This is a genomic window from Stutzerimonas stutzeri RCH2 (assembly GCF_000327065.1).
GTDB classification, from domain to species: Bacteria; Pseudomonadota; Gammaproteobacteria; order Pseudomonadales; family Pseudomonadaceae; genus Stutzerimonas; species Stutzerimonas stutzeri_AE.
The window spans coordinates 1-12,763 of record NC_019937.1; the positions used below are offsets into that span (position 1 = coordinate 1).

The following is a 12,763-nucleotide window of genomic DNA, read 5'->3' on the forward strand; positions in this document are numbered from 1 at the left end:
CTCTTTGTTATTCGTTATCTGTTATGATAACGTTATTGTAACGTTATCTAGATAACAATGCAACCCCTCCCGTTATCTTTTCGTTATTTTTTTTGCTCGCAAAAAAATCGCCCCGACCGGGCATGCTTTGAGAGAGGGAGTGAGCTGCCAACAGACGCTCTTCTAGCGGAGACGCGAAGCGGCGACAGCATCATGTCTTGAAGAGAGATATGGGCGCGCAGACGGCTTGCTCGTCGGTCGGTCGTTTCGCTGCCTGCACTGAGCGTCATGCTCAAGCAAGCTGGTCAAGACTCGCGCAGCGACCGCCCTCGGCGGCTTGGTCTTGACTGGATTGCGGGCATGGCAAGCTCAGCAGGCGGCGGAACAGAGCGACCGACAAGCGTAAAGAGCATGACGAACGGGCTTTGGCTCCCTGACTTTTGCGTTAGGGATCGTCACCCGAAGGGCCGAGACAAGCGCAGCGCAGGCTCGGTGAGCGAAGCGAATAGAGCCCGTTAAAACGCCCAAGCAAAACAGCAGAAAGGGAAAAAATATCGCGAACCCAAGCAAACCTTGGGGCTTACGCAGCCCCAAGCCCCGGCGCCAGGGCTGCACCCTGGACGGCATCTTTAGGCGATGCCCTGCGCGACGCTGCTGCGCAACGTCTTTGCTAATGATCATCTACTCATGTGAGTATGACATTACGCTTCGCCGAGGAAACAGAAAAACGGCCTGTACCGTTAGAATGGGTGTATTCAAGGAATAGAACGCCTGTGACCAAACCCTATTTCCACCCGATTGTCATCGGTGAAGAGCACTTCGATCTGTCGCACCTGGAGCCGTTTAGCTTTGATATTGAAAGCAAATTGGCGAAACGGATGCTCACAGTGCACGTAACCTTTTCGAACCACTGCTTTTCGAGAAGGTACAAGCCCGAACGCCACCCCGAAGGGGAACCCATCCTGGATGCCGACACACCGCGTCCGCGCACCTTCTGTCGCACCCGGTATCGCTTATCGAAGCAATTACCCGAACTGATCCTGGGACTGAATCATCCCAAGTGCAAAGTCACCCAGACGGCTGCGCGCCGCAACTGGGCCTACAGCATCAAAATCGAAGATCCAGCCGGGCCGTATTACGTATTTTTCGAAATCAGTCGAGCTGTGCAGCCTGGGCGGCAAAAACAGGATCTGAACCTGGTAGTCGAAAGCGCCTATCACGATGATCCAGGCGAGCCAGATCCCATACTGCTGGGAGATATGGCCTTCCTAATCCTCTGCGGCAAAACCTACCTGCGCCAACCAGTGGCCACAAAGCGGTAAGGCAGAAACGAAAAAAGGCGCCATGGGCGCCTTTTTCGATTCGGGTAAAGCAGATCCGGACACCGCTTCGGCTTTCGCCTCGGGTCGCCTTGCGCGACCACCCTTTCGGGCCAGAGGGCGCTCGATCTCATCCGGTTAGTCGCCCTGCATGATCATTATTGCGCAATACAGTGCGTGATTCAAGATGATCCAGGGTGAAGTCCCGAAGGCAGCGATCACGCTCTAGCCGGCCTAGTTGGCCCTCGGCGCGGTATAGAAGTTCCCATTTTCGCTCCAGAATTCAAGCGCACCGTCCGCGTTGACGAACATGTACTCTCCGAAATCAGAGCCCTCCGCATCGACCAGGACGCGCCGACCATCCAGCTCCTGCTCTACGTACTCAGTCGTCGAGACGCCGCCGCCTTTGGCGAACGTTGACTGGATAAACGTCTTACCATCTTTGCGGTAGCCGACCATTTTCGTCTCAAAACCCCAGGTGCTCAGCCAGGTGCCGAAAACCTCTCCATCAACAGAGGCATCGGACGAAACCATCTGCTGGTGTTCTTCAGCAGACGCGCCGAGCAGCGTCACTTTCAGTTCCGGCATGAAGTCAGTTTTGGCCCAGTAAGCACCCTGCTCCTCGCCCTTGATACGCCAGCCAATGAACGTCCGCTCCGAGTTTGCGGACTTCTTCAGCTCCCTTGCGAGCTGCTCCAGAGTCGCCTGATCAACCCGTTCAGCAAGTACGACTTCTAGAACCCGCTTACGAGGGGTGCTTTCGTCCTTGATCACCGAATACTGAACACCAGGAGGCGTCGGGGCCGGTTCTCCGCAGCCAACCAGCGCAATGGATAGGAGGCAAGCGAGCCCAGTTTTCAGTCCTTTCATGATCATCCCTTGGTTAAGAATTTGTGCAGCAAGCAAGGGTATGGAACTGCATAGCAAAATGCCACAAATCAGAAATTACGATCCATGCGAACGGGCCATGAGTGTTGCTGAGGCTAGTATATTGAGTATACTAAACAATTTTCATTCTCATCTATTGACAGGCATGCGTAAGCTTCTTAAGATGGAATTGTTCTCGCGAACTTCACTGCCCTCCGGGCAGCTTAGAAATTAGAAATGAACGCAGAAATGCTCAAACTTCAGTTTCACCTAACGCGAGAAAGCTTCACCACTTCACTGCCCTTTGGGCAGCTTAGAAAAAGCGCAAAGGCTTCGGCTGAGCGAGATCCGAAAGGATCAAAACCTTCACCACCCTGCGGGTGGATGCTTCACCTACCTCACGTCAGTGGGGGCTTATACAAAACCGCCTTCGGGCGGTTTTGTCGTTTCTGGGGTGCGCCTAACGGGATTTATGGTAAATCCCGCCCAGCTTTAGCCTAGCTCTGCCCCTGACGGTGCAACCCTCGGTCGATTCCTCCTGGCGTACCCCGCCTCACGCCTGACGCAACGTAGTCCCAGCTATGGCAATTTCCTGCGCCTAGATCGTTACAATTCTGTCAGCTTGGTCAATATAAGAAACCTTGCTGATAAGGCGTGGGTCGACTGCATAGCCTGCCTCAAGGATGTACCTTGTAATCGTCCTGTTGGCGGGCTATCCGAACCCATAGAGGAGAAGATCATGAACCAAGATTTCCAGTCGTGTATCGAGGCCTGTAGTAACTGCGCAGTGATTTGCGACATGTGCTCGTCAGCCTGCCTGAAAGAAGACGACGTTAAGATGATGGCTCGCTGCATCCAGCTAGACATGGATTGCGCTCAAATTTGCCGTATGGCAGCAGCATTCATGGCCCGTGGCAGCGAGTATTCCGCTGAATTGTGCCGAGTTTGTGCTCAGATCTGCCGTGCCTGTGGCGAAGAATGCAAGAAACACAGTGCGGATCATTGCCAGCGCTGTGCCGAAGCTTGCCTCGCCTGTGCTGAGCAATGCGAAAAAATGGCTGCCTAAGCCGTATGGCCGGGCCGTGCAAAGCGGGGCGGCCGTCTCAAAAGCATTTTCCGCAGCCGTCCGAGAATAGCGATGCCCATTACATTGATCGGATGATGGTAAAAGCATGTCTAACTGATGAACTTATGCCATCAGTCGCGCTCATATATTGGGCTTGTTGTTAGGCCTTGGCCTCCCCCTCCCACGGGTTAACAATGAGCTAGCCCATATCGGGGGGCCGATGCCCCCGATATGGGCTGTCGCGACGGAGTTCGCATCGCTTCAAAGGATGAAGTGAGATACCGCAGGGTGCGGTAAAAAGAAATGGACGCAGCCCTTCAAAGGCCCTGTAGCGATACAGGGCCTTTTTTAAGAAGAGGGCGTGGTATTCGATTCAATTGCAGTGCGCAGAATTCTAGTTCATAGCGAAGCTCACCCACGAGTTTTCTGATCTCGTGAGAGGTGTTCAACCTATGAATGCTTATCCCCGCCACAACCAGGTGTGGCTCGCCTGTGGCAGCATCATAGATGCGTATTCTCGCGCTCGACGACTCATGCGAGCAACGGCAAGAAAGCGGCATAAAGGAGCTTTCGACGATAGCGCGAGCCGTTCCAAACGTGAATGCCATACCAACCTTTCTCCTCGTGCAACTAACCATCTGAGTTAGCTTCACATCCCTGCGACCGGCCTGTGATGGCGTAAAGCCATGCATGCTGTGCGCTTTGTTCCATCTCGGCTTGCCAACATCAGCTTTCACCGATGAATGGTTGGATAGGTTTCGCGAACTCACCTTTTCCGGCAACGACCTCGACCAGCGTTTCGATGACTGAAATCGCACCATGATGCCACTTTGATGTCATAACATTTCTATCATCAAGAGGCATTGGAGCATGGTTGGTATCAAGGAAGAAGGCAGCTACCGCAGGGTCGGGTATTCAGTGAGCTTAAGATCAAACGTAGGCCAATGGACGTTTCGCGTTGACGTCCACCCAAGTAATGACTTGGTTGCGAGCGAGACTTTTATTTCCCCTGGCTTTTACAACACAGATGTCGAGGCGCATAGGGCCGCTGTCGAGCTGGCCGAGCTATACATTGATCGACAGCTTTTGTCGCACAAACCCTAACTTATGCGACACGCTCGCGTGCCCAAGATCTTCTGCCGTTAGGATGTCGCATAATCCTGTCGCAAGTGATAGATTACCTGCGACAAGTTATGCGACAGGGCTAGGACATGGCAGGCCAACAAATCGGTTACGCCCGAGTATCCACGCAAGGTCAGGATCTTGATCAACAGCGAAGTTCGCTAGCGCAGGCCGGGTGCCAACGCATTTTCGAAGAGAAGATCAGTGGATCCAAACGAGACCGCCCAGAGCTAGGCCGTGTCCTGGATCATTTGCGAGCGGGTGATGTGCTGACAGTAACCCGACTGGATCGTCTGGCAAGGTCAACCACCGACCTGCTGCACATCGCGGAACAGCTCAAAGAAAGAGACGCAGGCCTGCGGTCACTTGCTGAACCATGGGCAGACACCACTTCACCAGCTGGGCGCATGGTTCTAACGATCTTCGCCGGTATCGCTGATTTTGAGCGCTCCCTTATCAGTGAGCGTACAAGTGCAGGCCGAGCTGCGGCAAAAGCCAGGGGCGTTCGATTTGGGCCAAAACCTGCTCTCTCGCTTGAGCAGATAGCTCATGCACGACGACTGGTTGAAGAAGGTCAATCAGTCTCTGAAGTGGCACGCCTCCTCTGCGTTCATCGAGCGACGCTATACCGCGCACTCTCTCAATAGAGATAGCGGACGCTATGTTCAATAGCCCCCCACAAAAGCCAGCCGCCAGGCTGACGCTCTGGCGAAGCCAGGCGACCACTAGGCGGGGGACTGGCGTACCATCGGTGGCACTTCTGGTTTGAGCGAAACCGACCCGCCATGTCTGAATCTGACTTCCACAAGCGCAACCCACACGCCAAAGGCGTCTCCCAACGATCCAGGCAACTCGTCGAAGCCGAGCGCCTGAAATTTGGCCTGCTCAAGGGCAAAATTCAGGTGCCCGACGACTTCGACGCGCCGGATCCCGACATCGAGCAGGCATTCGAGGGTGATGATGCGAAAGGCGATTGACCAGGACACGCTAGAAGCCCTGATCAGCACCGGAGCTATGCGCGAGTTCAGGGGCGTGCGACATCACGGCGCCTGGGCGCTCCAGGGCCGCCTGGGAGCCTCCTGGCTGCCTGTACGCAGCAGACGTGAGCCAGTGCGGGCGTGGGCATCTCTAACGGCGGTAGGGCGCTTTGCCGAAGCCCAGGGGATCAAAAGCCTGATTGTCGAACTGTAGTAGCCCACATGTATATTGCGCGGGCAATTACGTTGTATATCTAATCGCTGATTTTTCCCGATTTTAGCAGAAAATAGCCTGATTTTCGCGTCTTGATCTTGGCAGGACGCTGTACCAGGCTATGCGCCTCGACAAGTAGAGGCATGAACCATGATCGAAACCCTCAGAGGTGCGCTAACACTCGGCATCATTATCGGTAAGCAAGAGAGCACCGAAGATCTCGAAGCGATAGCAAACGAGATCGCCGCTGGTACTGACACCCAGGACGTTCTAGACAGGCTGAATAAGCTAGGCACAGGGCTCGAAGCCGCTGAGATCATCAGCGCCGCTGTCAAGGAAGCTGTCTATGACCGAGCAAGCAATGGGCACCTGAAAAATTATCAACGACTCAGGGAGCTGGTAAAGGAACTCAAAGGCCGAGCCTAACCGAATAGCTCAGCAGCCAAGCCCAGGTTGCTGAGCCACACTGGGTTGTCATGTACCACCTGCACCCAGATCAACGCGGGCTCCATGTTCAACACAGGCTCAACCGGAGCTGTCGTGAGGACAGCCCATAGCCAGGCCACCGCCAGCCTGACCACCAGGCGAATGAGGATTTGTTTCAAGACCGTTTTAAACATCGTTCGTCATCTCCATGAAAAGGACGAACGTATTTATAACGTCACGACATCAGCCTCTCGCCAAGGGTAATTCCGAGATATCTGCAAAAAGCCGAGCAAGGTGTCCGGCAAGCATGCCGATGTCAGATAACCCTAGGCGTGGCCTTGCAGGGGATCTGGTTTAGAAGGGCTCTCTGTTCTCTGTTAGTAAAAGCAAAGCAGCTACGCTGGGGGCAGGCTAAAGCCACCCTAGTAGTAGCCACACACCATTTCACACTGGCTAGATGTCCAGTGTGAGTGATATGGCCTTGCAAAGGGGATCTGGTTTAGAAGGGCTCGCTGTTCTCTTTTGGTAAAAGCAAAGCAGCTACGCTGGGGGCAGGCTAAAGCCACCCTAGTAGTAGCCACACACCATTTCACACTGGACAAACGTACAGAAGCACGTGCAGGCATTAGTCCTTGAGCGCATTGAACACCGTCCTGGATGTGACCCCAAGCTGCTTAGCTATCGCAGATGCGCTAAGCCCCTTCCCTTTGAGCGCACGGATTTCTGAGGCCCTGTCTGCTGCTTTCTGCTTGCGTTCCTGGTCATACTCAGAACGATCTTTAACACCAGCGGCTCGACGCTTGGCACGTTCCCGCTCAGTGTTTCGCTCGCGCGCCAGGTCAGGGGTGATGATCGTTCGGAGCTGCCGTTGCTCCTCATCTGTGATGTCGAAAATGTCGATCAGCGTTTGGTTCTTCGGCGTGTAAAGCGTCGGCCATTTGCGACCGCCGAACTCGATGGACTGTCCTTCCGCATAGGCCTTGGCCTTGTTGCGCAGCGTGCCCAACTCGTCGGCAGCAAACTTCCAGGACGGATCGAGCTGCTTGGAAAGCTCATGGGCCTCGTGATGAAAGATCGCAGGGTGAACCGCACCCGACAGACACAAGAAATTCATCTGCCAGTGCAGTGCTGTGGTGCGCATCGAGTTCTCACCCACGCTCCAGCCACCGCGCAGCTGGCCCAGAGTGCGCAGATCCTCAAGTCTGGCCCAGGCCAGTGATCTACCGTTATAGCCCTTGAACTTGTCAGCCTTGGGGTTATCTGCGGCCAATTTGAGCCTGGTTTCGCGAGCCGCCTTCTGAACAGCGCGGTCAGTACGCAGCAGCTGAAGCTCAGACCGGGTGAACGGCAGCAGCTGCTCGGCCAGTTGCTCGAAGTCGTAAGACACGGGGCTGCTCATCGAGCCCTGAACATCGACTACATGCACTCGCTCACCAGAAACGCTGTGTACCGACTTAACAAGGCGCAGGACGCGCGATGCATCCCGAGCTTGCCTGTCAGCCCCCAAAGGTTCCAGCGCCTCAACCAGGGCCTTCTGGCACGCATTCCAGCGGGGTAAGGCGGCACGCGGTAACGCCCCACTCAAAAGCCACTTGGCCTGAAGGCCTCGACCGCTGAAAACCACCAGAGAGGGCAACGGGATGCCATGATCAGCGCACCAAAAATGTAGCGTACGGATCTGCTCGTCGGTCGACCGATGGGCCATTAGCTCAGATTTGTAAGTGTCGAGATCAACGAACAACAGACCGACGCGAGCTAGATTGACCACACGTCGATTAGGCACGACGAACTCAGCTTGTGATATCCAAGTGTCTCGGCTGTAGTCGACCAGGCCAAGAACCGTAGGCATTTCACTGAGTGGGTAGCTGCGCTGACGTTTCTGAACGCCGTCCTTCCACAGCAACGAGAAAAAGCCGTGGCGTGGCGAGACAGGGTGATAGAGCTCGGCTTCTGACGTGGCGTCAAAAAGCTCCAGCTGGACGTCTGTAGGTTGAAGAATTAGTGCTGACATGGCCACCACCTAGCTCTTGATGAGCGAAGGTGGCGACCTGAAATGCTTGATTTTCTGCGGATGTAGTGCATAAAATGACCCTGTATTTACCGAGAGGGGTCGAAGTTACGGTCGCCAAACTATAAACTTCGATCCCAGATTAAAGCCCGCGCCCTGCGGGCTTTTTTCTGTCTGCTGCTTTTTTGATTCTTCTGGCTACAGCAAACGGATTTGGACATCATATCAAAAATATCGGCTCACTCCAGAAGATTGTTAGAGCCCGTATTCATCTTCCTCGCGTCGCTTGGGCCCACGCTCTTTCTGCTCTTCCTTCCATCGCTCAGCCGCATTTCTCAGCACCTCCGATTTGAACGTAAGCCCCGGATTCTCTGCCTTTAGCTTCTCAACCATGGCGAGCGGTGACCGCGTTTCCTCGACCTGACGTTCAGCCTTATGCAGACGCTCAAGCTCTTTAAGATCGTGCCTCGCCTCAATTAACTGCTCGTTCAAGGCCTTGCGATACAACCTCATGTCGTCGAGCTGCAATTTGCCGCGCTCAGGCTCGACAAAGTTATACCCTGTGACCACAGATACTTTAAATGCCAGCTTATTAGTAAAGGCACTAACGAAGTTCTTTATTCCATTTTTTACCGCTGAACTCTTCTTCTTTTCTGGAAAGGGCATTGAGACGGCTGCTGCCGCTTTCTTCGCCTGGGCTTTTTTCCACGAATGGAACGCCTGGATGAGTTCATCAAGAATCGCATTGCCGGTTTTACCAACTGAAGTATCTGAAACTGCATCCGTAGATACTCCACCGCCACCGCCACCGCCACCGCCAAGCGCTGCTGAACTTCCTCCACCGCCAGCAGAAAGAGCCCCCGCTTTCATCAGCCCAGGATTTTCACGAATGCAATCAGCAGCAAGATTATTGATAGTACTGTCGATACTGCCCAGCTCGTCTTTAAGAGCTTCCGCTGTTTCTGTAAGCTCTCGCTCTGCTCGTGGATCAATGTTCTTTGCTCGCTCAGCTTCTTCCGTGCGCTTACCATGTCGCCCTTCAACTTCCGATGCGCGCTCAGCAATTGCTGCATCGTATCTGGATCCAGCGCTGCCTCTTGAAGCTTCGAACGCTTCTCGGCGTTCTTCGTAACGTTTTCCAATCTCCGCAAAAGATTGTTTTCCATACAGCTCACCTTCAAGACGAATAGCCTTGCTCATTTCTGGGAATTTGAAAGAAAAATAGTCCTCACCTTTGCGCGTAATGGTTGCGCCATGACTTTCTAAAAACTTAGTCATGTCCTCGCGGCTATTTATCGCACCTGCATCGATCTGGCGGTCGATGGCTTCGACGACCTGGCGGCGGATCGTTTTGTTGTCTTTTTCAGTATCGAAAACAGGCTCTTTCAGCTCCCGCGAAATGCTTGGATCTCGGGGGTTTTGAAGCCCGTACTTTTCACAGATATGGTCAACGAAAGCGTCGTTCTGATTGAGGTACGCCTGGTTGTTGCCGGGGCCGCGCTTGCCATCGTAATTAGGCGGAAAGGGGTTGAAGTAGAGACCCGATTCCAAGCTCACGCGGGGGATCATGTAATGCAGCTCAAGCCGATCCAGGTGCGAATGCTGGACGACCAGCAGCGCCTTGGAATCATCGTTTTTAAAGCCCGCATAAGCGAACGAGCGCAGCTCCTCGATCAGGGCTTCTTTCATGCCTGGGGTGCTGTTGATTTTGTCCGTTTCGTCTTTCGTAAAGCTGAGCACGCCTGACGTATAGCGGTTTTTGAACGACAAGCTGTCGCACAGCGCACGCATCTGTATCGGGTCACCTTCTAGCAGCTCAGGAGCGGGCTCTCGCACCTTCCATTCACCGCAATCCTTGTCCAGGTACTCATCTGCCAGGAAGTAGTCGATAGCCGCTACAGCGACAGCTGTATGCTTCGAGAGACCATGAATCATGGGGTCACCTTCGACTTCTTTGGTGACCTGGGCTTGCGGCGTTTTCCGTAGCCCTGGGTTCGTAGATCAGTGGTAAACGTTGCGACTTCAGACACCTCATTTTGGATTGCCGCCAGGCGATACAAAATGAGGTCAGCAAAAGCATTCTCGCGATACAAATTCGCCCATCTCGACAGCATGTTGATGTTGCCGTTAATGCGGCCAAGCCAGGCGTTTGCTTTTTGAATGTCAGCAGACAGATCAGGTTTCGATATGACGGTTGCGTCTTCGATAAGCTTTTGCAAGAACTTCGAAACCGTCAGGTTTGCTGCTTTTGCCTTTGCGTTCAGCATGTCGCGCTGCTTGCGAAGCACAAGCGCGTTAATCTGAACGGTGTCGGTCGGTCTTTCTATCGTGTCTTTCATAGGCATCTTCTTATTGTTGTCAAATAAACGCTTTTGCTTTTAGGGGCCTGGGGGAACCCCAGTGGGATTCAAGGGTGAAACCCTTGACAAGGCCGGAAAATGGCGAAGCCTATTTTTCGAGGAGCCTTGTTGCTTCGCACTAACAGCCTCAATAGTTATCATCATAATTAGGTTGTTCAGGCTTTTTCAATTGACAACAAATAAAAGCAAAATAGATTTTTCTCTAACCAAGAGCCAGGAAAGCCAAAAATTAGTGTTATTCTGTACTTGTTAACCAAATAATAAGAGGCCATAAAAAATGGACGCGAAACTGTTAAAAGCCATCACTGATCTAACTGCCGCTATTGATAGAAACACAAAACAAATAGAGCGCTCTGACCCAAACAGCCCAATCAACCGAATGAATTCCAAAATGCGTTTGGCATTTGAAGGGTCGTTCCAAACCGAAAAGCCAGATCAGGCAGCTGACTGATCTTGTTAGAGCCCTCCCCTTCTCCCTTCTAATGAGCGCTCGCTTTGCGCTTTCCCTGCGCACGCTCTCGCTCGCTTGCCGCGAGGCGAGGGCGGCCAATCCCTGGCCGCAAAGATCAAAAGCAAGGTTGGACAGGAAGAGGAATTGTTGTTGCAGCGACAGCGCAGCGTGCTATTATACTCAAATGAGTATGAGTAAATGAGTATTATCAAATGCGCCGAATAGCGTTCGTACAACAGAAAGGCGGTGTCGGTAAGACCAGCCTAGCGATTCATTCAGCTTGCACGCTGGCCTTCATGGGCCACAAAACCCTGCTGGTCGACATGGATCCACAGGGCAGCATCCTGGCCTGGTACGAACAGGCGTCGTCACTACCTGAAAAGCTCACGGTGTCTGTGTGCGAAAACGCTCGGGATCTCGATGACCTGAGCGGCTATAGCTACGTGATCATCGACACCCCAGGGCGACTATCAGCAGCTGTGCTGCCGCACTGCGAGGCAGTGGTCTTGCCGGTCGCGCCTTCGCCGCTGGATATCTGGGCCGTGGCTGACTCGGTGCAGCTGGTGAAAGATTTCCGCGCCACGCATCCGAGCCTGAAAGCAGCACTGATGGTCAACCGCATGCAGCCCAATACACGCTTGAGCAGAGAAGTTTTCGACGTGATCAAGGGCTACGAGCTTCCACTGATTCCGAAGCCTGTCGGTCAACGTACGGCGTACGCAACCTCGCTAGCCCAGGGCGGCTTTGAAAAGAGCGAAGAAATGCAGGAATTTGCTAAAAACCTGATTAAGTTGAGTAAATGAGTATGAGTAAACCAGCCGAAAAAAAACCGCTGATCAGCATCGGAAAACCAAAAGAGAACGTCGCCCAGCTGGCCGCGCAAAATGACGGCCCGAAGCACGCTGAGAAGCCCGCGCTAAAACGGCTGAACGTCAACATCGATGCGAAGCTGCACAGCCGTTTCAAAAAGACCGTCACCAACAAAGATCAGGACATGACCAATGTCGTGACGTCGCTGCTTGAGCAGTGGTTAGCAGTTAATGAGTAAATGAGTACACTCACTTACTCATTGAAAATCACTCTCCCTTAGTAGGCGCCTGGGCCAGCGCTGCGCGCACCTCTTTGGTCTCAGCTCGTGCCTCTTTTGCTTCCTGGCGCGCTGTCGCGAGCTCAGTCTTCGTCTCGCCAAGGCTTGCCTTCAGGCTTTCGATTTCACGCAAGGCCGCATCCAGCTTCGCTTGCAGCGACTGCTCAGAGATCCGCACTTTTTCCAGCTCGGCATGCGCCTCTTTGGCATCAAGCAGGGCAGCATCGAGACGTCCTTTCAAGTCACCTGCTGTGGCGTTGGCTGCGTCCAGGTTTGCAGTCAAAACCGCTGTTTTTTGCTCGAAAGGCTTCAGCCGCTCGACTTCAGCTTGCAGACCAGGGATCAGCTCAAGGCGAACTTCGGCCTTCGCCACAGCCTGCACCGCCTGATCCGCACGGGAACGCTCCTCTGCCAGCTGGTTTTTCAGCGCAGTAGCCTTTTCCTCGGCATTTTTGGCCTCGATAGCCGCTGCCGCCTGAGCATCTTCCAGGGCACGCTCTTTGAGAGTGATCGTCTGAATCGCCTTATCTAGCTGCCCCTGAAGGCCTTCGGCCCGAAGCTCTGCTTCTCGACCCGCTTCAGCCACCGTCTCGGCATCGGCCTGCACATCAGCTGCGCGCTCTTCTGCGCTCTTGGCCGCCTGCTCACTCGCCCTGGTGACCAGCTCGGCGACGATCTGGCCGATGCGCGGATCGAGCTCGATGTCAGCAGAGCGAACGGCAACACGCCCAGCTTTCCACTCGTTCAGCATCGGCAAAACCGTATTCGGCGAGCCGCCGCCTAACTGAGCGATGACCGCACGCACCGAAGGTCGGCCACCATCTTTGCTGATGGCTTCGGCTGCTGCTGCGACTGATTCAAAAGTTACTAGAGCCATGGGGTGTTAC

General features: G+C 53.9%; 14 protein-coding genes. 8 read left to right on the forward strand and 6 right to left on the reverse strand.

The window, feature by feature from the left end; all coding sequences use genetic code 11:
• Window positions 1-752: 752 nt before the first annotated feature.
• Window positions 753-1,301 (forward strand): hypothetical protein, encoded by a 549-nt coding sequence (locus PSEST_RS21365; RefSeq protein WP_015278995.1) that lies wholly within the window; start codon window positions 753-755, stop codon window positions 1,299-1,301.
• Between the two features lie 231 nt (window positions 1,302-1,532).
• On the opposite strand, the gene PSEST_RS21370 is transcribed toward PSEST_RS21365, so the two are convergent.
• Window positions 1,533-2,168: a hypothetical protein gene (locus tag PSEST_RS21370; protein ID WP_015278996.1), complete on the reverse strand. Its 636-nt coding sequence runs from the start codon at window positions 2,166-2,168 to the stop codon at window positions 1,533-1,535.
• A 736-nt stretch (window positions 2,169-2,904) separates the two neighbouring features.
• Between PSEST_RS21370 and PSEST_RS21950 the strand changes: the two genes are divergently transcribed.
• The gene (locus tag PSEST_RS21950) at window positions 2,905-3,231 is read left to right on the forward strand and encodes a four-helix bundle copper-binding protein (RefSeq protein WP_015278997.1); all 327 of its coding nucleotides are present in this window, start codon (window positions 2,905-2,907) and stop codon (window positions 3,229-3,231) included.
• Window positions 3,232-3,548: 317 nt separating this feature from the next.
• Here the strand turns inward: PSEST_RS21950 and PSEST_RS22540 are convergent, their stop codons facing one another.
• Window positions 3,549-4,052, reverse strand: a complete 504-nt coding sequence (locus tag PSEST_RS22540; protein WP_330216889.1) for a DUF1652 domain-containing protein — start codon at window positions 4,050-4,052, stop codon at window positions 3,549-3,551.
• A gap of 390 nt (window positions 4,053-4,442) precedes the next feature.
• Between PSEST_RS22540 and PSEST_RS21960 the strand changes: the two genes are divergently transcribed.
• The 4 genes from PSEST_RS21960 (at window position 4,443) to PSEST_RS21400 (ending at window position 5,970) form a co-directional block, all read left to right on the forward strand.
• A complete protein-coding gene (locus tag PSEST_RS21960; protein WP_015279000.1) occupies window positions 4,443-5,000 on the forward strand; it encodes a recombinase family protein in 558 nt (185 codons plus the stop codon).
• A gap of 138 nt (window positions 5,001-5,138) precedes the next feature.
• Complete coding sequence (locus tag PSEST_RS21390) at window positions 5,139-5,330, forward strand: hypothetical protein (RefSeq protein WP_015279001.1); 192 nt, start codon at window positions 5,139-5,141, stop codon at window positions 5,328-5,330.
• A complete protein-coding gene (locus tag PSEST_RS22565; RefSeq protein WP_015279002.1) occupies window positions 5,314-5,544 on the forward strand; it encodes a hypothetical protein in 231 nt (76 codons plus the stop codon). Before PSEST_RS21390 ends, PSEST_RS22565 begins: the two co-directional genes overlap by 17 nt.
• 150 nt (window positions 5,545-5,694) lie before the next feature.
• Window positions 5,695-5,970: a hypothetical protein gene (locus PSEST_RS21400; protein WP_015279003.1), complete on the forward strand. Its 276-nt coding sequence runs from the start codon at window positions 5,695-5,697 to the stop codon at window positions 5,968-5,970.
• A 625-nt stretch (window positions 5,971-6,595) separates the two neighbouring features.
• On the opposite strand, the gene PSEST_RS21410 is transcribed toward PSEST_RS21400, so the two are convergent.
• The 3 genes from PSEST_RS21410 to PSEST_RS21420 all read right to left on the reverse strand — a co-directional run bounded on the left by PSEST_RS21410 (window position 6,596) and on the right by PSEST_RS21420 (window position 10,317).
• On the reverse strand, window positions 6,596-7,981 hold the full coding sequence (locus PSEST_RS21410) for a hypothetical protein (RefSeq protein ID WP_015279005.1): 1,386 nt from the start codon (window positions 7,979-7,981) through the stop codon (window positions 6,596-6,598).
• A gap of 252 nt (window positions 7,982-8,233) precedes the next feature.
• On the reverse strand, window positions 8,234-9,913 hold the full coding sequence (locus PSEST_RS21415) for a relaxase/mobilization nuclease domain-containing protein (protein WP_015279006.1): 1,680 nt from the start codon (window positions 9,911-9,913) through the stop codon (window positions 8,234-8,236).
• Window positions 9,910-10,317, reverse strand: coding sequence for a plasmid mobilization protein (locus PSEST_RS21420; protein ID WP_015279007.1), 408 nt, complete (start codon window positions 10,315-10,317; stop codon window positions 9,910-9,912). Before PSEST_RS21420 ends, PSEST_RS21415 begins: the two co-directional genes overlap by 4 nt.
• Window positions 10,318-11,001: 684 nt before the next feature.
• On the opposite strand from PSEST_RS21420, the gene PSEST_RS21425 reads away from it, so the two are divergent.
• Both PSEST_RS21425 and PSEST_RS21430 read left to right on the forward strand, forming a co-directional pair.
• Entirely contained in the window at window positions 11,002-11,592 is a 591-nt protein-coding gene (locus tag PSEST_RS21425; protein WP_015279008.1) for an AAA family ATPase, read from the forward strand.
• 2 nt (window positions 11,593-11,594) lie between these two features.
• The gene (locus PSEST_RS21430) at window positions 11,595-11,837 is read left to right on the forward strand and encodes a plasmid partition protein ParG (protein ID WP_015279009.1); all 243 of its coding nucleotides are present in this window, start codon (window positions 11,595-11,597) and stop codon (window positions 11,835-11,837) included.
• A gap of 28 nt (window positions 11,838-11,865) precedes the next feature.
• On the opposite strand, the gene PSEST_RS21435 is transcribed toward PSEST_RS21430, so the two are convergent.
• Entirely contained in the window at window positions 11,866-12,753 is an 888-nt protein-coding gene (locus PSEST_RS21435; protein ID WP_015279010.1) for a DNA-binding protein, read from the reverse strand.
• Between the last annotated feature and the right edge of the window lie 10 nt (window positions 12,754-12,763).

What these genes read in the sequence shown, in the direction of transcription:
- PSEST_RS21370 (WP_015278996.1), bottom strand. Translation starts at nt 2,168, where the DNA reads ATGAAAGGACTGAAAACTGGGCTCGCTTGCCTCCTATCCATTGCGCTG.
- PSEST_RS21950 (WP_015278997.1), top strand. Translation starts at nt 2,905, where the DNA reads ATGAACCAAGATTTCCAGTCGTGTATCGAGGCCTGTAGTAACTGCGCA.
- PSEST_RS22540 (WP_330216889.1), bottom strand. Translation starts at nt 4,052, where the DNA reads ATGGTGCGATTTCAGTCATCGAAACGCTGGTCGAGGTCGTTGCCGGAA.
- PSEST_RS21960 (WP_015279000.1), top strand. Translation starts at nt 4,443, where the DNA reads ATGGCAGGCCAACAAATCGGTTACGCCCGAGTATCCACGCAAGGTCAG.
- PSEST_RS21390 (WP_015279001.1), top strand. Translation starts at nt 5,139, where the DNA reads ATGTCTGAATCTGACTTCCACAAGCGCAACCCACACGCCAAAGGCGTC.
- PSEST_RS22565 (WP_015279002.1), top strand. Translation starts at nt 5,314, where the DNA reads ATGCGAAAGGCGATTGACCAGGACACGCTAGAAGCCCTGATCAGCACC.
- PSEST_RS21400 (WP_015279003.1), top strand. Translation starts at nt 5,695, where the DNA reads ATGATCGAAACCCTCAGAGGTGCGCTAACACTCGGCATCATTATCGGT.
- PSEST_RS21410 (WP_015279005.1), bottom strand. Translation starts at nt 7,981, where the DNA reads ATGTCAGCACTAATTCTTCAACCTACAGACGTCCAGCTGGAGCTTTTT.
- PSEST_RS21415 (WP_015279006.1), bottom strand. Translation starts at nt 9,913, where the DNA reads ATGATTCATGGTCTCTCGAAGCATACAGCTGTCGCTGTAGCGGCTATC.
- PSEST_RS21420 (WP_015279007.1), bottom strand. Translation starts at nt 10,317, where the DNA reads ATGAAAGACACGATAGAAAGACCGACCGACACCGTTCAGATTAACGCG.
- PSEST_RS21425 (WP_015279008.1), top strand. Translation starts at nt 11,002, where the DNA reads ATGCGCCGAATAGCGTTCGTACAACAGAAAGGCGGTGTCGGTAAGACC.
- PSEST_RS21430 (WP_015279009.1), top strand. Translation starts at nt 11,595, where the DNA reads ATGAGTAAACCAGCCGAAAAAAAACCGCTGATCAGCATCGGAAAACCA.
- PSEST_RS21435 (WP_015279010.1), bottom strand. Translation starts at nt 12,753, where the DNA reads ATGGCTCTAGTAACTTTTGAATCAGTCGCAGCAGCAGCCGAAGCCATC.